Here is a 20472-nt window from a genome sequence, read left to right as displayed (position 1 = left end):
CAGGTTCAACACTCATGTTAGCACTCGATTAGAGAGAGTGCTAAGCGCGAAGTTCTATGCAAACGATAGCAATTTCAGGGTTTTCCCGGGTATCAGAACGTCAGGATCGCCACCGAGTGAACAGAGTGTGAGCCGGCAACATTAGGCCAGCATTAGGGCGCCGAAAAGGCGAAGCGAACGCTTACCAGCGCCAGCCGAGCCGGCGAAAGAGATGGCTCAGGACGAACAGGGGGCCGACCCAGAGGTACTGCAGGTCCTCGAAGAAGGAAGGCTTCCTGCCCTCGATCCGGTGCCCGACGAACTGCGCGATCCAGGCCAGGACGAAGATCGCGGCCGAAATCACCAGCACCCGGTCGCCCATGGCGTAGACCAGCAGCAGGCCGATGGCCGACAGCAGCGCCATCGCCAGCAGGAAGGCCGCCGACAGGCGCGCGTAATAGGCCATGCTGGCGCCGACGAAGGCATAGGCCACCCAGGGATGGAGCGAGGACAGCAGCCCGAGCAGGCTGAGCATGATCAGCGGGATGGCCACGAAGTGGATCACCTCGTTGCGGGGATTGCGGTGGCTTTCGCCGTAATGCGCCAGCAACAGGTCCACCTTGCGCGCTTCGCTGGCCGCGGATTGCGTCAGTGTGTTCATTGCCGGCTCCGGTTGGGACAAGATCGCTGCAATTCTGCAACGAAAGGCGGCACCCATGGAAGGCGAACAACCCCCTCGTGTCCTGAGCCTCGTCACCACCGTCGGCTCGCAGGCGGACGCGCAGCAGCTGGCCGGGCTGCTGCTGGAACGGCGGCTGGCCGCCTGCGTGCAGGTGGAGCCGGGCCTGGTGTCGCATTACGTGTGGCAGGGCCGCCGCTGCGAGGAGCCGGAGCTGCGCCTGACCATCAAGAGCCTGCCGGACCGGGCTGCGGCCCTGAAGGCGCTGTTCGACCAGCACCATCCCTACGAGCTGCCGCAGTTCCTCAGCACCGAACTGGACGCCAGCAGCGAATACGCCGCCTGGGTCGCCGAAAGCTTAGCGCAGCTCTAGGCGCGGACCCGCCCCCGGCGCAGTCACCTCGCCGATGACGGCGGCGGCATCGAAGCCATGGCGCTTGAAGACGGCAAGCACCTCGTCCACCGCTGCGGGAGCGCACGAGACCAGCAGGCCGCCGCTGGTCTGCGGATCGGTCAGCAGCGCCTTGGCGGTGGGGTCGAAGCCGGCTGGCAATCCCACTTCGGCGCCGTAGCCCGCCCAGTTGCGGCCGGAGGCGCCGGTGACGTGGCCGGCCGCGGCCAGTTCGGCCACGCCCGCCAGCAGGGGCACCCGGGCCCAGTCGATCCGCACGGCCAGCTTGGCGCCGCGCGCCAGCTCCAGCGCGTGGCCGGCCAGGCCGAAGCCGGTGACGTCGGTCAACGCATGCACGCCGTCCAGCGCCGCCAGCTCGGGGCCGGGCGTATTGAGCTTGGTGGTGGTGGCGATCATCTGGCGATAGCCCTCGGCATCGAGCAGCTCCTTCTTCAGCGCTGCCGACAGCACGCCCACGCCCAGCGGCTTGCCCAGGATCAGCACGTCGCCGGCCTTCGCGTCGGCGTTGCGCTTGACCCGCTTCGGATGCACCAGCCCCAATGCGACCAGGCCGTAGATCGGCTCCACCGAATCGATGGTGTGGCCGCCGGCGATCGGGATGCCGGCCTCGCGGCAGACCGATTCGCCGCCGGCCAGGATGCGGCCGATGGTGGCGGTCGACAACACGTTGATCGGCATTCCCACCAGCGCCAGCGCCAGGATCGGCTTGCCGCCCATGGCATAGACGTCGGAGATGGCGTTGGTGGCGGCGATGCGGCCGAAGTCGTACGGGTCGTCGACGATCGGCATGAAGAAGTCGGTGGTCGCGATCAGCGCCTGCTCGTCGTTCAGCTGGTAGACGGCGGCGTCGTCGGCGGTCTCGATGCCGACCAGCAGCTCCTTGGGAATCGGCATCTGCGCCGTGCCCTTGAGGATCTCGGACAGCACGCCGGGCGCGATCTTGCAGCCGCAGCCGCCGCCGTGGGACAGCGTACTCAGGCGCGGTTCGCCGGCCGGGATCGGGAAGTTTTCATGCGGAGCGTTCATGGCGTGCTTTCCATCAGTTCGGCGACGAGCCGGAGCAGGGCGGCGCGTTCGGCCTCGGGAGCGAACAGCGGCGCGCGAAGGGCGCATTGTGCGCCGAGCCGCGGCAGCAGCGCTGCGCCAGGGGCTTGCTGGCCCTGGCGGCAGCGTCGCAGCAGGTCGGCCAGGCCGGCGGCGTCGCCGTGGGCGAAATAGCCGTCATAGGCCGCGCCGAGCATGCCCACATTGCCCGGGACGCGCGAGGCCAGCACCGGCGTCCCGCTGCACACCGCTTCCATGATCACGTTGGCGCCGCCTTCCATTGCGCTGGGATGCACCAGCAGGTGGGCGCGGCGGATCCGCTCGCGCGTCTCCCCGTGCGGGAGGCCGCCCAGCCAGCGGTAGTTCGGGCAATCCCGCTGCGTCGCCAGCGCCTCTTCACCCAGCGCCGGCTCCAGCGCCTCGCCGATGTGGTCGATCCGGATGTCGTCGCGCCCGGCCAGCAGGCGCGCCGCCTCGAACAGCGTGCGCGGGCTCTTGACCTCGCGCAGATGGCCCACCATCACGGCCTGCAGCAGCGTGTCGGCCTTCGGCGCCGGCTCCTGCGCTGGGGTGGACTGGTAGATGACCCGCGCCTTGCCGCGCAGCCGCGGCGGCAGCGCCTCGATCCCGAGTTCCTGCAGCACCACCAGCCGGGCCGCCAGTTCCAGCGAGCGCTGCGCCTGGGGGTCGAAGGCGATGTCGCGGTACAGGTCGGTGCCGGTGAGCACCACCGCCAGTCCGCGCTGGCCGTGGCTGCCGGCCCAGGCCTGGATCGAATCGGCCGACCGCCTGGCATGCAGCGCCAGCAGCACGTCGTCCCCCTTCGCCTGTGCATCCGGCCAATGGCTGGCGATGCGCACATCCAACGCCGGCGCCAGCAATTCCTGCCAGCGGCTGGCCGTTTGCCAGTTGCCGTTGTTGGACGCCGCCACGGCGGGGCTTACGATGGCAACCGATGGACGCGACATTCCACGTTTATAGCAAGGCGCAGGCGCTGCGCACCGCCGGCACGGGGCCGGTGCGTGAGGCATTGCTCGAGGTGCGGCGGCGCACCCTGGCGCTGGCGGACGCCTATTTCCTGGCCCTGGCCGACGCCGGCATGCAGGTGCCTTACGCGTCGCAGCTGAACCCGCCGCTGTGGGAGATGGGCCATGTCGCCTGGTTCCAGGAGTACTGGATCGAGCGCAACCGGCAGCGGCCGCTGGGCGTGAAGTGCAACCCGGACCACCGGCGCTTTCCCTCGTCGCTGCAGGAGGCCGATGCCTTGTACGACTCGGGCAAGGTGGAGCATCGCAGCCGCTGGAGCCTGCCGCTGCCGGATTTCGCCGCCACCCGGCGCTATCTGGACTCGACGCTGCAGCAGACGCTGGTGCTGCTCGACCAGCTGCCCGAGGACGCCAGCGAGGACGAGCTGTATTTCTTCCGGCTGGTGGCCCTGCACGAGGCCATGCACGGCGAAGCTGCCGCCTACATGGGCGAGGCACTGGGCATCGGGCTGCCGCCGCATGGCGCGCCGCCGGCGCAGCGCCCGGCGCTGACGCGCATCGCGCTGCCGCAGCAGCATTTCAAGGTCGGCAGTCCGCTGGAAGGCTTCGCTTTCGACAATGAACTGCTCGACCACCATGTGCCGCTGGCGGCGTTCCAGATCGACTCGCAGCCGGTGAGCTGGGCCCGCTTCATGCCGTTCGTGAAGGCCGGCGGCTGCAAGCCGCGCCCGGGATGGGCCGAGGCGGCGGCGAGGGATCCGTCGGCGCCGGCGGTGCACTTGAGCGCCGCCGAGGCGGAAGGCTGGTGCCGCTGGGCCGGACGCCGGTTGCCGACCGAGGCCGAATGGGAATGCGCCGCCATCCAGGCGCCGGGCTTTTCCTGGGGCGAGGTCTGGGAGTGGACCGCCAGCACCTTCGAGCCCTATCCGGAGTTCGCGCCGCATCCGTACCGGGACTATTCGCAGCCCTGGTTCGGCAGCCGCCGGGTGCTGCGCGGCGCCGCCGCCGCCACTTCGCCCTGGCTGGCCCATCCGCGCTACCGCAACTTCTTCGAGCCGCAGCGCAGCGATATCTTCGCGGGCTTTCGCTCCTGCGCCTGAGCGCTAGGCCAGCAGCGCCAGCGCGAACTCGCGCGCGCTGAAGGTTTCCAGGTCCTCCAGCTTTTCGCCGACGCCGATGAAGTAGACCGGCACCGGCTTTTCCTGCGCGATCGCCGCCAGCACCCCGCCCTTGGCCGTGCCATCGAGCTTGGTGACGATCAGCCCGGTGAGCTGCAGCGCGTCGTCGAAGGCCCTGACCTGGGTCAGCGCGTTCTGGCCGGTGTTGCCGTCGATCACCAGGATCACTTCGTGCGGCGCGCTGGCGTCCGCCTTCTGCACCACGCGCTTGATCTTCCTGAGCTCCTCCATCAGGTGCAGTTGCGTCGGCAGGCGCCCGGCCGTGTCCACCAGCACCACGTCCTTGCCGCGCGCCCGGCCGGCCGAGACGGCATCGAAGCTGACGGCGGCGGGATCGCCGCCTTCCTGGCTGACGATCTCCACCGTGTTGCGGTCGGCCCAGACCGCCAGCTGCTCCCGCGCGGCGGCGCGAAAGGTGTCGGCGGCGGCCAGCAGCACGGAGGCGCCCTCGTCGGCCAGATGCTTGGTGAGCTTGCCGATCGAGGTGGTCTTGCCGGCGCCGTTGACGCCTGCCACCATGATCACCGTCGGCTTGTATTGGCCGATCACCAGCGGCTTTTCCAGCGGCTTGAGCAATTCGGTCAGCGACGCGATCAGGATGTTCTTCACCTGTACCGGCCGGGTGGCCCCGCTCGCAGCCACCCGCCGCTTGACGTCGGCCAGCAGGAACCCGGTGGCCTTGACGCCGGCATCGGCCAGCAGCAGGGCGCTTTCCAGCTCCTCGTAGAGGTGGTCGTCGATCTGCGCGCCGGTGAAGACCTGCGAGATGTTGGTGCTGGTCTTGCGCAGGCCCGAGCTGAGCTTGTCCATCCAGCTCTGGCGCTCCGGGGCCACCGGCGCCGGCACCGGGATCTCCATCGGCGCGACCAGCGCCGTCCCGATCAGGCCGCCGCCGGACGCCGGGGCAGGGCGCGCCGGCGCGGCGGGCGCGGGCGGCGGTGCGATTGCCGGGGCTGGGGTGGCTGGGGGCTTTTTCCGGAAGAAACTGAACATTGGCGGGCTTTTTAGAATCACACGATTCTATGAAACACCCCCCGCCGGGCTGGCTCGCCCTTTTCTTCTCCCTTCTCCTGTCCCTCGGCTTCATGCCGGCCGCCCTGGCCCAGGGGCAGAACGCGCCCAAGGCACAGCAGTTCACCCTGGCCAACGGCATGACCCTGATCGTCAAGCCGGACCGGCGCGCTCCCACCGCGGTGCACATGCTCTGGGTGCGGGTGGGCGCAATGGACGAGGTCGACGGCACCACCGGCGTCGCCCACATCCTGGAGCACATGATGTTCAAGGGCACGCCCACCGTGCCGCCGGGCGAGTTCTCGCGCCGCGTCGCCGCGCTGGGCGGCCAGGAGAACGCGTTCACCGGCAAGGATTACACCGGCTTCTACCAGCAGATCCCGTCGAACCGGCTGGAAGACGTGATGAAGCTGGAGTCGGACCGCTTCGCCAACAACCAGTGGCCGGACGAGGAATTCAGGCACGAGCTGGAGGTGGTCAAGGAGGAGCGGCGCATGCGCACCGAAGACTCGCCGCGCTCGCTGTTCTGGGAGACGCTGAACGCGGAAACCTTCGTCGCCTCGTCCTACCGGCGGCCCGTGGTCGGCTGGATGAGCGACCTGGAGGCGATGACGCCGCAGGACGCGCGCGAGTTCTTCCGGCGCTGGTACGTGCCGGCCAATGCTGCCGTGGTGGTGGCCGGTGACGTCGACGTCGCCGAGGTCAAGCGCCTGGCCGACAAGTATTACGGCAGCATCCAGCCGCGGCCCCTGCCGCCGCGCAAGCCGCGCACCGAACCGCAGCAGGTCGGCCTGCGGCGGCTGGACTTCAAGGCGCCCGCCGACCAGGCGTATGTCGCGCTGGCCTTCAAGGTGCCGCAGCTCAGTTCCTTCGAGTCCACGCCGGCCAACGACGACGCCCTGGCCCTGACGGTGCTGTCCGCGGTGCTGGATGGCTACAGCGGCGCGCGGCTGGACCGCGCCCTGACGCAGGGCGAGAACCGCGTCGCCGACAGCGCCGGCGCCAGCAACGGCCTGTCGGGCCGCGGGCCGCAGCTTTTCACGCTGGACGGGGTGCCGGCCAAGGGCAAGACCCCGGAGCAGGTGGAAGCGGCGCTGCGGGCCGAGGTCGCCAAGGTCGCACGCGAAGGCGTCACCGAAGCGGAACTGAACCGGGTCAAGACCCAGTGGGTGGCAGGCCAGGTCTACAAGCGCGATTCGCTGATGAACCAGGCCCGCGAACTTGGCAGCAACTGGATCGAAGGCTTCGCACTGGACGCGGACGAGCGCCTGATCGAGCGCCTGCGCGCCGTCACCGCGGCGCAGGTGCAGGCGGCCGCGGCCCGGTACTTCGGCGACGACCAGCTCACCGTCGGCATGCTGCGCCCGCAGCCGGTCGACCGGACCCGCAAACCCCGCACGCCCCCGCCGGGTGCCCGCCACAGCCCGGACTGAGAAATGATTGCCATGACATCGAACGTGCGACACCTGCTGGCCGGACTGGCCCTGGCGCTGGCTGCATCGCAGGGCGCGCTGGCGGCGATCCCGATCCAGCACTGGAGCCTGGCCAACGGCGCCAAGGTCTACCTGGTGGAAAGCCATGCCATCCCGATGGTGGACGTGGAGGTGGACTTCGACGGCGGCGCGCGCCGCGACCCGCCCGGCAAGGCCGGACTGGCGGCCGTGTCCGCCCGCATGACCTCCAAGGGCATCGCCGCCGGCGACGGCCCCGCCATGGACGAGAACCAGCTGAGCGAGGCGTGGGCCGACCTGGGCGGCAGCTTCGGCGGCGGCGCCGGCGCCGACCGCATGAGTTTCTCGATGCGCTCGCTCACCTATCCGGACCTGCTGCCCAAGGCGGTGCAGCTGGCGGCGCGCCAGCTCGGCGAGCCTTCGTTTCCCGAGCCGGTGTGGCTGCGCGACCGCGAGCGGCTGTCGGCTTCCATCCGCGAGGCCAACACCCGGCCGGCGACGGTCGCCGGCCACGCCTTCGCTTCCGCGGTGTACGGCAACCATCCCTACGGCGCCGAAGTGACGGAGGCGTCGCTGGCCCAGATCGGCGTCGCCGACATGCGGGACTACTACCGGGCCCACGTCGAGCCGTGCCGCGCCAAGATCAGCGTGGTGGGGGATGTCACGCGCAGCCAGGCCGAGGCGCTGGTGGACAGGCTGCTGGCCCGGCTGCCACAGCGCGCGGCCGCGGCCTGCCAGCCGCTGCCGGCGGTGCCTGACGTGGCGCCGCTCACGCAGGCGCGGGTGGAGGCGATCCCGTTCCACTCGGCGCAGGCCCATGTCCTGATCGGCCAGCCGGGCTACAAGCGCGACGACCCGGACTTCTTCCCGCTCACGGTCGGCAACTACATCCTGGGCGGCGGCGGCTTCGTCTCGCGGCTGACCAGCGAAGTGCGGGAAAAGCGCGGGCTGTCCTATAGCGTGTACAGCTACTTTTCGCCCGGGTTGCATGCCGGCGCCTTCACCGTCGGCATGCAGACCCGCCCGGACCAGACCGCCCAGGCGGTGACGGTGTCGCGCGAGGTGCTGGAGCGCTTCGTCAGGGAGGGCCCGACCGAGGCCGAACTCAAGGCGGCCAAGGACAACCTGATCGGCGGCTTCGCCCTGCGGATCGACAGCAACCGCAAGCTGCTGGACAACGTCGCCAACATCGCCTGGAACAACCTGCCGCTGGACTACCTGGACACCTGGACCCGGCAGGTGGAGCGCGTGACGGTGGCCGACATCAAGGCCGCCTTCCATCGCAAGCTGCAGCCGGACCGGATGGTGGTTGTGACCGTCGGCGCCACCGATCCGGCGGTCCGCCAGTAAGAAAAGCGCGAAAAACCGGCCGCACCCCTGTCAGTTCTGACAGGGGTGGCGCTTGCGCCCGGTTCTTTCCGGTCAAGAATGGGCTTCACCGGCTGTCACGCAACCGGGGAGGAAGAGAAAGAAAAGAGTTCAGAAGCGCGGTCCCTGCCCCGGGACTGCGCTTTTTTTCTGCCCTCGCGATTCCTTGCAGGACCGGCCGGGGCGCGCCGGCGCCGTGCAACCGATTAGAGTCGGGCCATGCCAGCACCCAAAGCACTCCCCAAGGAAGTCCGCATCATCGGCGGCATGTGGAAACGGACAAAGCTGCCGGTGGCCGACAAGCCGGGCCTGCGGCCGACCCCGGACCGGGTGCGCGAGACGCTGTTCAACTGGCTGGGCCAGGACCTCAGCGGCTGGCGCTGCGTCGATGCCTTCGCCGGAACCGGGGCGCTGGGGCTGGAGGCCGCTTCCCGCGGCGCCGCCCAGGTGCTGCTGGTGGAACAGGACGGCGACCTGGTGGCCAAGCTGCGCGCCATGGGGCTCAAGCTCGGGGCGCACGCGGTGTCGGTGCAGCGCGCCAACGGGCTGTCGGTGCTCAAGCAACTGGCGCCGGACAGCACGGACCTGGTGTTCCTGGACCCGCCCTTCGACGCCAAGATCCACGAAACGGCCCTCAAGGCCGCCGCGCAGGCGATTTCGCCGCAGGGCTGGATCTACCTGGAAGCGCCCGAACCGTGGGACGACGTCCGGCTGGAAGCTTTCGGCCTGGCCCTGCACAAGCACCTGCGGGCGGGAGCCGTCCACGCCCACCTGATCGGCCGCCGCCCGGCCGGGCCGGGCTCATAATCCGGCTCATCCAGCGGCAAGCCGCGCCGGGGACCGTTGAGGAGAAAGAACCATGGCCCAGAGCGTAATCGCCGTCTACCCCGGCACCTTCGACCCGATGACCCTGGGTCATGAAGACGTGATTCGCCGCGCCACCCAGCTGTTCGACCGGGTGATCGTCGCGGTGGCGGCCGGCCACCACAAGAAGGCGATGTTCACGCTGCAGGAGCGCATCGAGATGGCCAAGGACGTGGTCGCCGGCTACAAGCAGGTGAGCGTGGAGAGCTTTTCGGGCCTGTTGCGGGATTTCGTGGTTGCCCGCGGCGGCAAGGCGATGGTGCGCGGCCTGCGCGCCGTGACCGACTTCGACTACGAATTCCAGCTGGCGGGCATGAACCGCAGCCTGATGCCGGACGTCGAGACCGTCTTCCTCACGCCCAGCGACAAGTACCAGTTCATCAGCAGCACCTTCGTGCGCGAGATCGCCGTGCTGGGCGGCGAGGTCGACAAGTTCGTCTCGACCACGGTGCAGCAGCGCCTGATGGAGAAGGTGCGCAGCCTGGGCCGCGAATAAGCGCCGCCATGCCGGCCTTGAGCCGGCACCCGGATCAAGGCCGGGACGGCAAGGTCTCGAGCCACGCCAGCAGCGCCCCGTTCACGAGGCGCGGCTGCTCCATCGTCAGCATGTGGCCGCAGCGCGGCACCATCACCAGCGTGGCCCCGGGCACCAGGGCGGCGATCTCGCGCGAACATTGCGGCGGCGTCAGCTGGTCGGCGTCGCCGCACAGCACCAGCGTCGGGCAGCGCACTTCCCGCAGGTGGAGCCGCGCATCGGGGCGCGCCATCACGGCGCGGTTCTGGCGGATCAGCTGCGTTGCCCCCGCTTCCAGCACGAAATCCAGATAGGCCGGCGCCAGCGCCGCGGCGTTGTCCGGATGGAAGGCGAAGGCCACGTTCGGTGCGATCACTTCGGCCACCCGGTCCTGTTGGAACAGCACGATCGCCGCTTCGCGCAGCGCGCGCATGTCCTCGCTCTCCGCTTGCGCGTTGGTGCCCAGCAGCGCGAGGCCGCGCACGCGCTCCGGCGCCTGGCGCACCGCTTCCATGGCAATCATTCCGCCCATCGACGCGCCGCACAGCTGCAACGGTCCTTCATGCTCCGCCAGCAGCGCCTGCGCCATCGCCGGGATGCTGTCGTGGCGCATGTGCACGTCGGTGACCACCGGGTTCCAGCGGGCCAGCGCTGCGAGCTGCGCCTGCCACATGGTGGCGTCGGCTGCGAGGCCGGGGATCAGAACCAGCTGCGTCACGCGAGGCTCGCTGCGATCTCGCCCAGTCCCAGGCCGCGGTAGACGCGGGCCGCCTGGTGCCTCAGGCGCAGCGATTCCGGTTGGCCGCGCAGCTGCTGCTGCAGCAGATGCTGGGCAGCGGCGAGATGGCCGTCGCGGACCAGCGCATCGAGATGGACCTGGGCGAACAGGTCGCGCTGGGCGTGGCTGCCGCCGATCTCGGTGAGCCGCGGCAGCGCCTGGCCCAGCTGGTCGACGGCGCGCGCCCAGTCGCCGCGCGCGTGCGCGAGCAGGCCGCGGCTGGCGGGCACGCAGACGCGCTGCCATGCGTGCCGCAAGGGCGGCGCCACCTGCGCGGCATGGGTCTCGATGTTGTGCAGCAGCCGGTCGGCCTGCGGCCGGCCGGCGCGCGCCAGCCCGTACAGATATTGCATGTCCAGGAAGGGCAGCACCTGGTCGTCGAGATGCAGCAGCAGGTGGTCCGCCAGGTCCTGCCAGCGCTGGCCGACGTCGGCGCCCGCCAGTTCCAGCCGCGCCAGCAGCGACACCGCGTTCACTTCGTCCTGGCTGTAATCCTTGGCGACGCCCCACACCTGGCTGTCATACAGCGCCAGCGCTTCCTCGTGCCGTTCCAGCTCCAGCGCGAACAGCGCCTGGTGCCACCAGTTGTGCGTCACCATGAAGGAGTTCAGCCCGACCCAGCTGTCGCTCACGCTGGCCAGGAAGTCATGGCCTTCGCGGATGCGGCCCTGCGTCAACATCACGTGGGCGAGCGCATGGTGGGCCCACGGTTCGTTGCGCTCCATCGCGATCGCGCGGCGGGCCGATGCCTCCGCCTGTTCCAGCAGGTGGCACTGCTCCCAGGCGAAGGCCAGCATGCCGTGCAGGTAGGGCACGTCCGCCGCGTGGGGCAGGCAGGCCAGCGCCAGCCGCAGCATGCCGGGCGAATCGCCGAGGTTGAACAGATGGTAGTGGGCGAGCTTGAGCGCCACCAGGTCGCGCGGCCAGTTGCGCAGGTGCTGCTCCAGCACGCGGACGCTGCGCAGCACGTCGCCATCGACCCAGGCCCGCACTGCTTCGATGAAGCTGCTTTCGCGGGCCGTCGGCTGCAGCGGCGATGCGAGCGCCTTGTCCAGGAACGGCCGGGCGTTGCCGCCGGCCGACCGCGTTTCGGCGAACATGTGCAGCGCCGCCGCGTAGGCCTGCACCAACGGCGCCTCGTCCGCCGCCGCGGTCTCCAGGATGTTGCCCACCCGGGACTGGCTGGCCATGAAGCCTTCGACGAAGTCGTTGGTTCCGGCCAGGCTGGCCGCGTGCTGGAGCCCGAGCGGATTTCCCAGTCCGTCAGTCCACATGCTGCAGCGCTTCCGAGGGCGGCTGCGGCCACGGACGCTGCGCCTCGCGGATCAGCTCGAACGCGCGCGAAACCTGCAGCACGCCGAGGTCGTCGAAGCGCTGGCCGGCGATCTGCAGCCCGATCGGCAGGCCGCCGCTGGTGTAGCCGCAATTGATGGAGGCCGCCGGCTGCTCGGACATGTTGAACGGCACGGTGAAGCCGATGTGCTCCAGCGGCCGCAGCGGGTCGTTGGTCGGCGAGGCCCATTCGGCCGGCGGCGCCGGCACCGGCGAGGTCGGCGAGATCACGTAGTCGAAGTGGCGGCAGCCGCTCACCGCCGCCAGCCGCGTCGCATGGAACTGGCTGAAGGCCTTGAACACCGCCTCCCCGCTCATGCCGGCGGCGCTGTCGGCCCAGTGCTGGATGTAGGGCAGCACGCGCGCCTTCTTTGCCGGCGGCAAGCCCTTCATGTCGATGTGCGAGCGCATGCGCCAGAAGTGGTCCATGCCGTCCAGCATGGTCTGCGTCATGAACGGCTGCATCGGCGCGACCACCGCGCCGGCGCGCTCGAACAGCCGCGCCGCATGCTCCACCGCCGCGCGCACTTCCGGCTCCACCGCCAGGCCGCAGCCGGCTTCCAGCAGCAGCCCGATGCGCAGCCCGCGCAGCCGTTCCACGCCCCGGTCGAACTGCTCCCACGCGATCTCCTGGTAGGGCAGGTTCATGCTGTCGCGCGAATCCGGCAGCGACAGCACCTGCATCAGCAGCGCCGAGTCGCCGACGCTGCGCGTCATCGGCCCGGCGGCCCGCCCCATGTAGGGCGGATCGATCGGCACCCGCCCCAGGCTGGGCTTGAGCGTGAAGATGCCGCACCAGCCGGCCGGCAGCCGCAGCGACCCGCCGATGTCGGTGCCCAGGTGCAGCGGGCCGTAGCCGGCCGCCGCGGCCGCGCCGGCGCCGGCGCTGGAGCCGCCCGGCGTCTTGCTGCGGTCCCAGGGATTGCGGGCCAGCTTGTGGAAACTCGACAGGCCCGACGACAGCATGCCGTAGTCCGGCATGGTGGTCTTGGCGACGAGGACGGCGCCGCTCTCCTTCAGGCGCGCGGCGGGCGGCGCGTCCGCGGCGGCCGGCGTGAGGTCGACCGCGGCGGTGCCCAGCGGCGTGGGGTCGCCCCTGGTGGCGATGTTGTCCTTGATGGTCACGGGCACGCCGTCCAGCGGCCCCAGCGGCTCGCCTTTGCGCCAGCGCGCCTCGGACTCGCGGGCCTGCTGCAGCGCCAGTTCCGGCCGCAGCAGGTACAAGGCCCTCAGGTGGTGTTCCCAGCGCTCGATGTGGCCCAGCACCGACTGCGTCACTTCCACCGGCGACAGTTCGCGCCGGCGGAACGCCTCGATCAGGGCGGCGGCCGGGAGTTCATGCAAAGCCTGCGGCGTCCGCAAGGCATTCGGGTCCTGCTCAGTCATGCACTGCCGGCCTCAACTCCAGGACAGCGCGGCGACGTCGTTGACGAAGATCGGCATGTCCTTCCACAGGCCCTTGACGTTCTTGTTGGCCACCGTGATCCACTGCGGCTGGTACAGGAAGGCATGGACGCTGTCCTCGGCGATCAGGCGCTGGATGTCGCCGACCAGCTTGATGCGGTCCGCCGCCCGCGGCGACGTCTTGTACCTGTTGTACAGGTCGTTGAACTTGGGCGACGTGTAATTCCAGTAGTAATCGGGCTTGGCGAAGTTGCCCAGGTCGAAGGGCTCGACGTGGGAGATGATCGTCAGGTCGTAGTTCTTGTTGCCGTAGGTGCCCGAGAGCCACTGCGCCCATTCCACGTTCTGCAGCTTGGCGTTGATGCCGATCTTGGCCAGTTCCGCCGCGATCACCTCGCCGCCCTGGCGCGCATAGGGCGGCGGCGGCAGCGTCATGGTCAGCTCCAGCGGCGTCGTGATGCCCGCCTCCTTGAGCAGGGCCTTGGCCTTTTCCGGGTTGTAGGCGTTGACGCCGGTCAGGTCCACATAGCCCGGCGCGCCCGGCACGTAGTGGCTGCCGATCGGCGCACCGTAGCCGTCGCCGGCGCCCTGGATCACGGCCTTGCGGTCGATCGCCATCGCGATGGCGCGCCGAACCCGCACGTCGTCCAGCGGCTTTTTCTTGTTGTTGATCGCCAGGATGGTCTTGGCCCGCGAGCCGCTCACCACCACCTGGAACCTGGGATTGCCCTTGAACTGCGCCACGCTGCGCGGCGTGACGCGCGGGAAGGCGTCCACGTCGCCGGCCAGCAGCGCGGCGACCTGGGCGGCGGGGTCGGAGATGAAGCGGAAGGTCACCTTCCTGATCTTCACGCTCGCCGCGTTGCGGTAGCCGTCCCACTTGGTGAGCGTGACCGACGAGCCCTTGCTCCAGCTCTCCAGCTTGTACGGCCCGGTGCCGACCGGCTTGGTGGCATTGGTGTCCGCGCTCTTGGGCTCGACGATGATGGCCGTGGCCTGGCCCATCAGGAACAGGAAGTCGGGATCGAGTTCCTTGTTGACGATCACCAGCGTGTGGTCGTCCTGCGCCGAGATGCTCTCCATGCTGGCGAAGGTGCGCTTGTCCTTGTTGGTGCTCTTCTCGGCGCCGGCGCGCTCGAAGGAGAACTTGACGGCGCCGGCGTTGAACGGCTCGCCGTTCTGGAACTTCACGCCCTTGCGCAGCCTGAAGGTGTAGGTGCGCAGGTCGGGCGACACTTCCCAGCCTTCGGCCAGCAGCGGCGTCACCGAACCGTCGGAGTTGATCTTGGTCAGCGTCTCGAAGATGTTGTACTGGGTGACTTCGGCAATCGACGAGGCCGCCGCCGCCGTCGGGTCCAGGCCGACCGGCTCCAGCGCCATGGCCAGCACGATCGAATCCTTCTTGCCCTGGGCCAGGGCGGCTTGCGGCAAGGCCAGGGGCACCGCGGCCAGGGCGGCAGTGGTCAGGACGGTTCGTCTTTTCAACATGTTCCGGGACTCCAGGGAAAGAAAGGCATTGAGGAAAACGGCCAGCCCCTCTGTGGGAGCGCGAATTGCATCATCCCTGAGATTGACTTGGCGTGGCAAGGGGGGTTTGCCGGGCAGATGGTTCGGCCTTGGGCACGGCGGCAACCAGGGCCTGCGTGTACGGATGTTCGGCGGCGCGGAACAGCTTCTCCGGTGGGCCCTGTTCGACGATGCGGCCCTGCCACAGCACCGCGACGTCCTCGCACAGGTGCTGCACCACGGCCAGGTCGTGGCTGATCAACATGTAGGTGATGCCGAACTCGGCCTGCAGGTCCTGCATGAGGTTCAGCACCTGGGCCTGCACCGACACGTCGAGCGCGCTGACCGGTTCGTCGGCCACGATCAGCCGCGGCCGCGTGATCAGGGCCCGTGCGATCGCGATGCGCTGGCGCTGGCCGCCGGAAAATTCGTGCGGATACTTGTCCATGTCGCCGGCGCGCAGGCCGACCGACTCGAGCACCGCGCCGGCCTGCCGGTGCTGCTCGGCGCGCGTCGTGTTGCGCTGCGCCGCCAGCGGCTCGCCGACGATCCGCTCCACGGTCTGGCGCGGATCGAGCGAGCCGTAGGGGTCCTGGAACACCATCTGGAAGTCGCGCCGTGCCCGGCGCAATTCCTCGCGCGGCAGGGCGTGCAGGTCGCGTCCCATGAGCTTCACGGTGCCCGAGGTCGGCTGGTCCAGCGCCATCACCAGCCGCGCCAGCGTCGACTTGCCCGAGCCCGATTCGCCCACGATGCCCAGGCTGCGGCCGGATCGCACGCTGAAGCTGACGCCGTTGAGCGCATGCACCTTGGGCACCGGGCCGAACAGCTTTTCCCGCGGCAGCGCGTACTCGCGCACCAGATTCTCCACCTGCAGCAGCGGTTCGCCCGGTGCCGGCTGCGTCATGCGTAGACTCCCTGCGCCGCGGCTTCGGCCACCGCGTCCAGGCGGATGCAGCGGGCCACGTGGCCGGGATCGACCTCGTACGGCGGCGGCACGACGCGCAGGCATTCGTCGATGGTGAAGCGGCAGCGGCCGGCGAACGGACAGCCCGGCGGCAGGTCCGCCAGTTCCGGCACCGTGCCGGCAATGGTCGCCAGCCGCTGGCCCCGGACGGCATCGAGCCTGGGGCGGGCCGCGAACAGGCCGCGGGTGTAGGGATGCATCATGTGCGCGAACACGGAGGCGGTCGGGCCGCTTTCCACCACGCTGCCGCCGTACATCACCAGCATGCGCTCCACGTTTTGCGCGATCACGCCCAGGTCGTGCGAGATCAGCATCAGCGCCATGCCGCGCTCGGCGACCAACTCGCGGATCAGGTCGAGGATCTGCTGCTGGACCGTCACGTCCAGCGCGGTGGTGGGCTCGTCGGCGATCAGCAGGTCGGGCGCGCAGGCCAGCGCCATGGCGATGGTGATGCGCTGGCGCTGGCCGCCGGAGAACTGGTGCGGATAGGCGTCGATGCGGCGGGCCGCGTCGGGGATGCCGACCCGGTCCAGCAGCGCAATCGCCTGCTTGCGGGCGGCCGCGGCGTTCATCCCGCGATGCAGCCGCAGCGGCTCTGCCACCTGGCGGCCGATGCTGTGCACCGGATTGAGCGCGGTCATCGGCTCCTGGAAGATCATGCCGATGCGGTCGCCGCGGATGCGGCGCATCTGCGCGTCCTTCCGGCCGACCAGCTCCTCGCCCTCGAAGCGGATGCTGCCGGTGACCTGGGCGCTTTCCGGCAGCAGGCCCATCAGCGACATCACGGTGATCGACTTGCCGCAGCCGGATTCGCCGATCAGGCCCAGCGTCCCGCCGCGTTCCAGCGAGAAGCTGACGTTGCGCACGGCGTAGGCCGGCCCGCGCTGGGTCTGCAGGCGGACGCTGAGGTCCTGGACTTCCAGCAAGGCCGTCATCGCTTTCTCGCCAGCCGCGGATCGAGCACGTCGCGCAGGCCGTCGCCCAGCAGGTTCAGGCCCATCACCGCCAGCGCGATGGCGACGCCGGGGAAGACCGCCAGCTGCGGCGCCTGGAACAGCAGCGTCTGGGCCTCGCTCAGCATCCGGCCCCAGGAGGGCTGTGGCGGCTGGGTGCCCAGGCCCAGGTAGGACAGGGCGGCTTCGGCCAGGATGGCGATCGCGAAGCGGATCGTGGCCTGCACGATCAGCACCGACAGGATGTTGGGCAGCACGTGCTCGATCGTGATGCTGAAGGTGCCCTTGCCGCAGGCGCGGGCCGCCAGCACGAATTCGCGCGACCAGACGCCGTTGGCGGAGGCGCGGGTGATGCGGGCGAAGGTCGGGATGTTGTAGAGGCCGATGGCGATGATCGCGTTGACCATGCCGGCGCCGAACACCGCCGTCAGCATGATGGCCGACAGGATGGCGGGGAAGGCGAAGCCGAAGTCGGCCAGCCGCATGATCGCTTCCTCCACCCAGCCGCGCCGGGCCGCCGCCAGCAGGCCGAAAGCGGTACCGACGATCAGGCCGATCCCGACGGCGATGATGCCGACCATGATCGAGGCGCGGGCGCCCATCAGCAGCAGCGAAGCGACGTCGCGCCCGAAGGGGTCGGTGCCCAGCCAGTGGGCTGCGCTAGGCGGCTGCAGCTTGCCGGGGATGTCCATCTCGTAAGGCGAGTAGGGCGTCCACACCAGCGACAGCAACGCCGCCCCGACCAGCAGCAGCGACAGCACGGCACCGATCATGAAGCTGCGGTTGGCCCGTGCACGGCGCCAGAAGCCGGGTGGCCGCGCCGGGGCGGCGCCGACGATCGGGATGGAACTCATATGTCGCTGGCCTTCACGCGCGGGTCGATCACCGAATACAGCACGTCGACCACGAAGTTGACCACCACCACCATCGCGGCCAGCAGCATCACGCAGTTGCGCACCACGATCAGGTCGCGGTTGGAGATCGACTGGAAGATCAGCCGGCCCAGCCCCGGCAGGTAGAACACGCTCTCCACCACGATGGTTCCGGCCAGCAGTTCGGCGAACTGCAGGCCCATCACCGTGATCACCGGAATCAGCGCGTTGCGCAGCACGTGGCCCCACAGCGTGCGCCGCTGCGAGGCGCCCTTGGCGCGGGCGGTGCGCACGAAGTCCTCGCGCAGCACGTCGAGCACCGCGGAGCGCGTGATCCGCGCCAGGATGGCCGCCTGCACGAAGGCCAGCGAGATCGCCGGCAGCAGCAGCGCCTTGACGCCCTGCAGGAATCCTTCGCTCCAGCCTTCGAAGCCGCCCGCCGAGAACCAGCCCAGCTTCACCGAGAACAGCAGGATCAGCAGGATGGCGAACCAGAAATTCGGGATCGCGATGCCGACCTGGGTCAGCGCCATCAGGCCGACGTCACCCGGCTTGTTGTGGTTTGAGGCGGCGTAGATGCCGGCGACCAGCGCCAGCACGGTGGTGATGGCCATCGCCATCAGGGCCAGCGGCACGGTGAGCGCCAGCCGCTCCAGCACCAGTTCGCTGACGGGGGTGCTGTAGGCATAGCTCAGGCCGAGGTCGCCGGTGAGCATGCCGCTGACCCAGTGCCAGTAGCGCTCCAGCGGCGGCCGGTCGATGCCCAGCTTGATGGCCAGCGCCTGCACCGCGTCGGGCGCGGCGTCCGGGCCCATCATGATCTGGGCCGCGTTGCCCGGCAGGATTTCGAGCACCAGGAAGATGACGATCGAAGCGCCAATCAGCGTCGCGACCAGGGTGATCAGGCGCTTGAACAGGAAAACACTCATCTGGGCGCCGATAATGCCAGAACTGGTTGCGGGAGAACTTCGGCATGGCATTGATGATCACGGACGAATGCATCAATTGCGATGTGTGCGAACCGGAATGCCCGAACCAGGCGATCTACCTGGGCGTCGAGATCTACGAGATCGATCCCTCGCGCTGCACCGAATGCGTCGGCCACTTCGAGGAGCCGCAATGCGTGCAGGTCTGCCCGGTCGCCTGCATCCCGATCCATCCCGAGCACGTGGAGAGCCGCGAGACGCTGTGGCAGAAGTACCAGCGGCTGACGGCGCAGGCGCGCGACGACGCGCCGGCCGCGGGCGGCTAGGCCGCGGGGGCCTGCTTCTTCTTCTTTTTCTTCGGCGGCGCGTCGCCCGGCTTCCTGGGCGCCACCGCGGTGAAGAATTCCGGCTTGCCCTTGCCCTTCGGTTTGGCCAGGGGCTTGTCGACCGGCCGGGGCGCATGCGCCTGGGGCTGCTCGAAGATGACGGCGGATGCCGGCTTTCCCTCGGCCTTGAGCCGCTCGTTCTCCAGCACCTGGGCCAACCTGGCGTCGCGCTTCGTGGCCGCGTCGGTCTGCGCCTTCTGCGCCGCACTGCGCGGGTCGTCCGTCGGCACGACGGTGGCGCCGGCGCAGGGCGAATTGCTGTAGCTCTCGCCGCAGCGATAGACGTTCTGCGCCTGCGCCGTCAGGCAGAGCGCGGACAGGGCGAACAGCAGCAACGCGGGGCCGGCTGGCTTGGTCATGGCTTTTCTTCTCCTTCGGTGGGCCTGGGTGGTTTCGGACGCGGCGGCTTGCTCGTGTGCACGATCAGGGTCGCCTTGTCCATTTCGCCGGCCAGCATCGCAGGCACTGCCTTGAGGGTGCGCGCGATGCATTCCTCCATCGCAGTGCGCTGTTCGGGCGCCGGTTTCTTCAGCACCCAGTTGACCACTTCCGACTTCACGCCGGGGTGACCTATTCCCAGCCGCAAACGCCAATAATCACCTGTCCCCAGCTGGGCATGGATGTCGCGCAGGCCGTTGTGGCCGGCGTGGCTGCCGCCGAATTTCAGCTTGGCCTGGCCGGGCACCACGTCCAGCTCGTCGTGCGCCACCAGGATCTCCTGCGGCTCGATCTTGTAGAAGCGGGCCAGCGCCGCCACCGACTTGCCCGACAGGTTCATGAAGGTCTGCGGCTCCAGCAGCCACAGGGTCTGCCCGTGCAGCGCCGTGCGCGCCACCAGCCCGTGGTAGCTGCGCTCGGGCGCCAGCGACACCTTCAGCTCGCGCGCCAGGGCGTCGACCCACCAGAAGCCCGCGTTGTGCCGGGTCGCCTCGTATTCAGCGCCGGGGTTGCCCAGGCCGACGAACAGTTTGATCATGATGCTGGCGATTATCGAGGCCGAAACGAAAACGGCCCACCGAGGTGGGCCGCCGTCTGCAAGGCAGGAAGACTACTTCTTCTTGGCTGCCGGGGCCTTGGCTGCCGGGGCCTTGGCGGCCGGTGCGGCTGCCTTGCCTGCTGCGGCCTTGCCGGCCGGAGCGGCCTTGGCATCACCCTTGGCTTCGCCCTTGCCTTCAGGCTTGGCGGCGCCTTCGGCGGCGGGAGCGGCGCCCTCGGCGGCCGGCTCTTCAGACTCGGCCACGGTCACGACGGACACGATCACCGGGTTCGGCTTGCCGCGGGTGACAGCGGTCACGCCCTTGGGCAGCGTGATTTCGTTCAGGTGCAGCGACATGCCCTTCTTCAGGCCCGACAGGTCGACCTCGACGAACTCCGGCAGGTCGGCCGGCAGGCAGGTGATGTCGATTTCGGACATGACGTGGTTGACGACGCAATGCTCGAACTTCACGGCCTGCGATTCCTCGGCCTTGACGTAGTGCAGCGGCACCTTCATGTGCAGCTTGGTCTTGGCGTCGACGCGCTGGAAGTCGATGTGCTGGACCATCGGCTTGTACGGGTGCATCTGCACGTCGCGCAGCAGCACCTTGGCAGCCTTGCCGCCCAGCTCCATGTCCAGGATGGAGGCGTGGAAGGCTTCCTTCTTCAGGGCGTGCCACAGCGCGTTGTGATCGAGTTCGATCAGCAGCGGCTCGCCTTCGCCACCATAGACGATGCCGGGCGTCTTGCCGGTATTGCGGAGACGGCGGCTCGCACCCGTGCCCTGCTTTGCGCGCTCAAAAGCGACGAATTTCATAACTCTCTCCATGAAGAGCCCACCGCGACCAGTGTGGCTCCGTTTCTACAAAGGACCGTTGCCGGTCCCG

General features: G+C 69.2%; 22 protein-coding genes. 7 read left to right on the top strand and 15 right to left on the bottom strand.

Annotation, left to right across the window (positions count from 1 at the left end; all coding sequences use genetic code 11):
• Nucleotides 1–181: 181 nt before the first annotated feature.
• Nucleotides 182–640: an Mpo1 family 2-hydroxy fatty acid dioxygenase gene (locus ACFPOE_RS00520; RefSeq protein ID WP_376848036.1), complete on the bottom strand. Its 459-nt coding sequence runs from the start codon at nucleotides 638–640 to the stop codon at nucleotides 182–184.
• 55 nt (nucleotides 641–695) lie between these two features.
• Here ACFPOE_RS00520 and cutA point away from each other — a divergent pair, with 55 nt between their 5' ends.
• Nucleotides 696–1031, top strand: coding sequence for a divalent-cation tolerance protein CutA (gene cutA, locus ACFPOE_RS00515; protein WP_376848035.1), 336 nt, complete (start codon nucleotides 696–698; stop codon nucleotides 1029–1031).
• Here cutA and selD read toward each other — a convergent pair.
• Together selD and senB are read right to left on the bottom strand one after the other, a co-directional pair.
• Complete coding sequence (gene selD / locus ACFPOE_RS00510) at nucleotides 1017–2096, bottom strand: selenide, water dikinase SelD (RefSeq protein ID WP_376848034.1); 1080 nt, start codon at nucleotides 2094–2096, stop codon at nucleotides 1017–1019. The genes cutA and selD overlap by 15 nt on opposite strands.
• A complete protein-coding gene (gene senB, locus ACFPOE_RS00505) occupies nucleotides 2093–3082 on the bottom strand; it encodes a selenoneine biosynthesis selenosugar synthase SenB (RefSeq protein WP_376848033.1) in 990 nt (329 codons plus the stop codon). The genes selD and senB overlap by 4 nt, the downstream gene beginning before the upstream one ends.
• Here senB and ACFPOE_RS00500 point away from each other — a divergent pair.
• Nucleotides 3070–4200 (top strand): SUMF1/EgtB/PvdO family nonheme iron enzyme, encoded by a 1131-nt coding sequence (locus ACFPOE_RS00500; protein ID WP_376848032.1) that lies wholly within the window; start codon nucleotides 3070–3072, stop codon nucleotides 4198–4200. The two genes, senB and ACFPOE_RS00500, sit on opposite strands and share 13 nt — an antisense overlap.
• Before the next feature lie 3 nt (nucleotides 4201–4203).
• Here the strand turns inward: ACFPOE_RS00500 and ftsY are convergent, their stop codons facing one another.
• Nucleotides 4204–5271, bottom strand: coding sequence for a signal recognition particle-docking protein FtsY (ftsY, locus tag ACFPOE_RS00495; protein ID WP_376848031.1), 1068 nt, complete (start codon nucleotides 5269–5271; stop codon nucleotides 4204–4206).
• A gap of 29 nt (nucleotides 5272–5300) precedes the next feature.
• Between ftsY and ACFPOE_RS00490 the strand changes: the two genes are divergently transcribed.
• The 4 genes from ACFPOE_RS00490 to coaD all read left to right on the top strand — a co-directional run bounded on the left by ACFPOE_RS00490 (nucleotide 5301) and on the right by coaD (nucleotide 9468).
• Entirely contained in the window at nucleotides 5301–6722 is a 1422-nt protein-coding gene (locus tag ACFPOE_RS00490; RefSeq protein WP_376848030.1) for a M16 family metallopeptidase, read from the top strand.
• 3 nt (nucleotides 6723–6725) lie between these two features.
• Nucleotides 6726–8090: a M16 family metallopeptidase gene (locus ACFPOE_RS00485; protein WP_376848029.1), complete on the top strand. Its 1365-nt coding sequence runs from the start codon at nucleotides 6726–6728 to the stop codon at nucleotides 8088–8090.
• 237 nt (nucleotides 8091–8327) lie between these two features.
• Complete coding sequence (rsmD, locus tag ACFPOE_RS00480) at nucleotides 8328–8915, top strand: 16S rRNA (guanine(966)-N(2))-methyltransferase RsmD (RefSeq protein ID WP_376848028.1); 588 nt, start codon at nucleotides 8328–8330, stop codon at nucleotides 8913–8915.
• Nucleotides 8916–8967: 52 nt separating this feature from the next.
• Nucleotides 8968–9468, top strand: coding sequence for a pantetheine-phosphate adenylyltransferase (gene coaD, locus ACFPOE_RS00475; RefSeq protein ID WP_376848027.1), 501 nt, complete (start codon nucleotides 8968–8970; stop codon nucleotides 9466–9468).
• Nucleotides 9469–9502: 34 nt separating this feature from the next.
• Here the strand turns inward: coaD and ACFPOE_RS00470 are convergent, their stop codons facing one another.
• The 8 genes from ACFPOE_RS00470 to ACFPOE_RS00435 all read right to left on the bottom strand — a co-directional run bounded on the left by ACFPOE_RS00470 (nucleotide 9503) and on the right by ACFPOE_RS00435 (nucleotide 18227).
• The gene (locus ACFPOE_RS00470) at nucleotides 9503–10204 is read right to left on the bottom strand and encodes an alpha/beta fold hydrolase (protein WP_376848026.1); all 702 of its coding nucleotides are present in this window, start codon (nucleotides 10202–10204) and stop codon (nucleotides 9503–9505) included.
• Entirely contained in the window at nucleotides 10201–11538 is a 1338-nt protein-coding gene (locus ACFPOE_RS00465; protein ID WP_376848025.1) for a tetratricopeptide repeat protein, read from the bottom strand. The genes ACFPOE_RS00470 and ACFPOE_RS00465 overlap by 4 nt, the downstream gene beginning before the upstream one ends.
• Entirely contained in the window at nucleotides 11528–12982 is a 1455-nt protein-coding gene (locus ACFPOE_RS00460) for an amidase (RefSeq protein ID WP_376848024.1), read from the bottom strand. The genes ACFPOE_RS00465 and ACFPOE_RS00460 overlap by 11 nt, the downstream gene beginning before the upstream one ends.
• A 12-nt stretch (nucleotides 12983–12994) precedes the next feature.
• A complete protein-coding gene (locus tag ACFPOE_RS00455; RefSeq protein WP_376848023.1) occupies nucleotides 12995–14488 on the bottom strand; it encodes an ABC transporter substrate-binding protein in 1494 nt (497 codons plus the stop codon).
• A gap of 70 nt (nucleotides 14489–14558) precedes the next feature.
• A complete protein-coding gene (locus ACFPOE_RS00450) occupies nucleotides 14559–15413 on the bottom strand; it encodes an ATP-binding cassette domain-containing protein (protein WP_376848022.1) in 855 nt (284 codons plus the stop codon).
• Nucleotides 15410–16408 carry an ABC transporter ATP-binding protein gene (locus tag ACFPOE_RS00445; protein WP_376848021.1) on the bottom strand — a complete coding sequence of 333 codons (999 nt, stop codon included), beginning with the start codon at nucleotides 16406–16408 and terminating at the stop codon, nucleotides 15410–15412. Before ACFPOE_RS00445 ends, ACFPOE_RS00450 begins: the two co-directional genes overlap by 4 nt.
• Entirely contained in the window at nucleotides 16405–17280 is an 876-nt protein-coding gene (locus tag ACFPOE_RS00440) for an ABC transporter permease (RefSeq protein ID WP_376848020.1), read from the bottom strand. Before ACFPOE_RS00440 ends, ACFPOE_RS00445 begins: the two co-directional genes overlap by 4 nt.
• On the bottom strand, nucleotides 17277–18227 hold the full coding sequence (locus tag ACFPOE_RS00435; protein ID WP_376848019.1) for an ABC transporter permease: 951 nt from the start codon (nucleotides 18225–18227) through the stop codon (nucleotides 17277–17279). The genes ACFPOE_RS00440 and ACFPOE_RS00435 overlap by 4 nt, the downstream gene beginning before the upstream one ends.
• A gap of 44 nt (nucleotides 18228–18271) precedes the next feature.
• On the opposite strand from ACFPOE_RS00435, the gene ACFPOE_RS00430 reads away from it, so the two are divergent.
• Nucleotides 18272–18550 (top strand): YfhL family 4Fe-4S dicluster ferredoxin, encoded by a 279-nt coding sequence (locus ACFPOE_RS00430; protein ID WP_376848018.1) that lies wholly within the window; start codon nucleotides 18272–18274, stop codon nucleotides 18548–18550.
• Here the strand turns inward: ACFPOE_RS00430 and ACFPOE_RS00425 are convergent.
• The 3 genes from ACFPOE_RS00425 to ACFPOE_RS00415 form a co-directional block, all read right to left on the bottom strand.
• Nucleotides 18547–18969 carry a hypothetical protein gene (locus ACFPOE_RS00425; protein ID WP_376848017.1) on the bottom strand — a complete coding sequence of 141 codons (423 nt, stop codon included), beginning with the start codon at nucleotides 18967–18969 and terminating at the stop codon, nucleotides 18547–18549. The two genes, ACFPOE_RS00430 and ACFPOE_RS00425, sit on opposite strands and share 4 nt — an antisense overlap.
• Nucleotides 18966–19586, bottom strand: coding sequence for an aminoacyl-tRNA hydrolase (gene pth / locus ACFPOE_RS00420; RefSeq protein ID WP_376848016.1), 621 nt, complete (start codon nucleotides 19584–19586; stop codon nucleotides 18966–18968). The genes ACFPOE_RS00425 and pth overlap by 4 nt, the downstream gene beginning before the upstream one ends.
• 72 nt (nucleotides 19587–19658) lie before the next feature.
• Complete coding sequence (locus ACFPOE_RS00415) at nucleotides 19659–20402, bottom strand: 50S ribosomal protein L25/general stress protein Ctc (RefSeq protein WP_376848015.1); 744 nt, start codon at nucleotides 20400–20402, stop codon at nucleotides 19659–19661.
• Nucleotides 20403–20472: the final 70 nt, after the last annotated feature.

Origin of the sequence: Caenimonas terrae, from assembly GCF_042655405.1 — a bacterium.
GTDB classification, from domain to species: Bacteria; Pseudomonadota; Gammaproteobacteria; order Burkholderiales; family Burkholderiaceae_C; genus Ramlibacter; species Ramlibacter terrae_A.
This window is presented reverse-complemented; position numbering and strand designations above follow the sequence as displayed.

Coding starts and splice junctions, on each gene's coding strand:
- ACFPOE_RS00440 (WP_376848020.1), bottom strand. CDS start 17,280: ATGAGTTCCATCCCGATCGTCGGCGCCGCCCCGGCGCGGCCACCCGGC.
- coaD (WP_376848027.1), top strand. CDS start 8,968: ATGGCCCAGAGCGTAATCGCCGTCTACCCCGGCACCTTCGACCCGATG.
- ftsY (WP_376848031.1), bottom strand. CDS start 5,271: ATGTTCAGTTTCTTCCGGAAAAAGCCCCCAGCCACCCCAGCCCCGGCA.
- ACFPOE_RS00485 (WP_376848029.1), top strand. CDS start 6,726: ATGATTGCCATGACATCGAACGTGCGACACCTGCTGGCCGGACTGGCC.
- ACFPOE_RS00445 (WP_376848021.1), bottom strand. CDS start 16,408: ATGACGGCCTTGCTGGAAGTCCAGGACCTCAGCGTCCGCCTGCAGACC.
- ACFPOE_RS00520 (WP_376848036.1), bottom strand. CDS start 640: ATGAACACACTGACGCAATCCGCGGCCAGCGAAGCGCGCAAGGTGGAC.
- ACFPOE_RS00455 (WP_376848023.1), bottom strand. CDS start 14,488: ATGTTGAAAAGACGAACCGTCCTGACCACTGCCGCCCTGGCCGCGGTG.
- pth (WP_376848016.1), bottom strand. CDS start 19,586: ATGATCAAACTGTTCGTCGGCCTGGGCAACCCCGGCGCTGAATACGAG.
- ACFPOE_RS00450 (WP_376848022.1), bottom strand. CDS start 15,413: ATGACGCAGCCGGCACCGGGCGAACCGCTGCTGCAGGTGGAGAATCTG.
- senB (WP_376848033.1), bottom strand. CDS start 3,082: ATGTCGCGTCCATCGGTTGCCATCGTAAGCCCCGCCGTGGCGGCGTCC.
- ACFPOE_RS00435 (WP_376848019.1), bottom strand. CDS start 18,227: ATGAGTGTTTTCCTGTTCAAGCGCCTGATCACCCTGGTCGCGACGCTG.
- rsmD (WP_376848028.1), top strand. CDS start 8,328: ATGCCAGCACCCAAAGCACTCCCCAAGGAAGTCCGCATCATCGGCGGC.
- ACFPOE_RS00425 (WP_376848017.1), bottom strand. CDS start 18,969: ATGACCAAGCCAGCCGGCCCCGCGTTGCTGCTGTTCGCCCTGTCCGCG.
- ACFPOE_RS00490 (WP_376848030.1), top strand. CDS start 5,301: ATGAAACACCCCCCGCCGGGCTGGCTCGCCCTTTTCTTCTCCCTTCTC.
- selD (WP_376848034.1), bottom strand. CDS start 2,096: ATGAACGCTCCGCATGAAAACTTCCCGATCCCGGCCGGCGAACCGCGC.
- ACFPOE_RS00430 (WP_376848018.1), top strand. CDS start 18,272: ATGGCATTGATGATCACGGACGAATGCATCAATTGCGATGTGTGCGAA.
- ACFPOE_RS00465 (WP_376848025.1), bottom strand. CDS start 11,538: ATGTGGACTGACGGACTGGGAAATCCGCTCGGGCTCCAGCACGCGGCC.
- ACFPOE_RS00460 (WP_376848024.1), bottom strand. CDS start 12,982: ATGACTGAGCAGGACCCGAATGCCTTGCGGACGCCGCAGGCTTTGCAT.
- ACFPOE_RS00415 (WP_376848015.1), bottom strand. CDS start 20,402: ATGAAATTCGTCGCTTTTGAGCGCGCAAAGCAGGGCACGGGTGCGAGC.
- ACFPOE_RS00500 (WP_376848032.1), top strand. CDS start 3,070: ATGGACGCGACATTCCACGTTTATAGCAAGGCGCAGGCGCTGCGCACC.
- cutA (WP_376848035.1), top strand. CDS start 696: ATGGAAGGCGAACAACCCCCTCGTGTCCTGAGCCTCGTCACCACCGTC.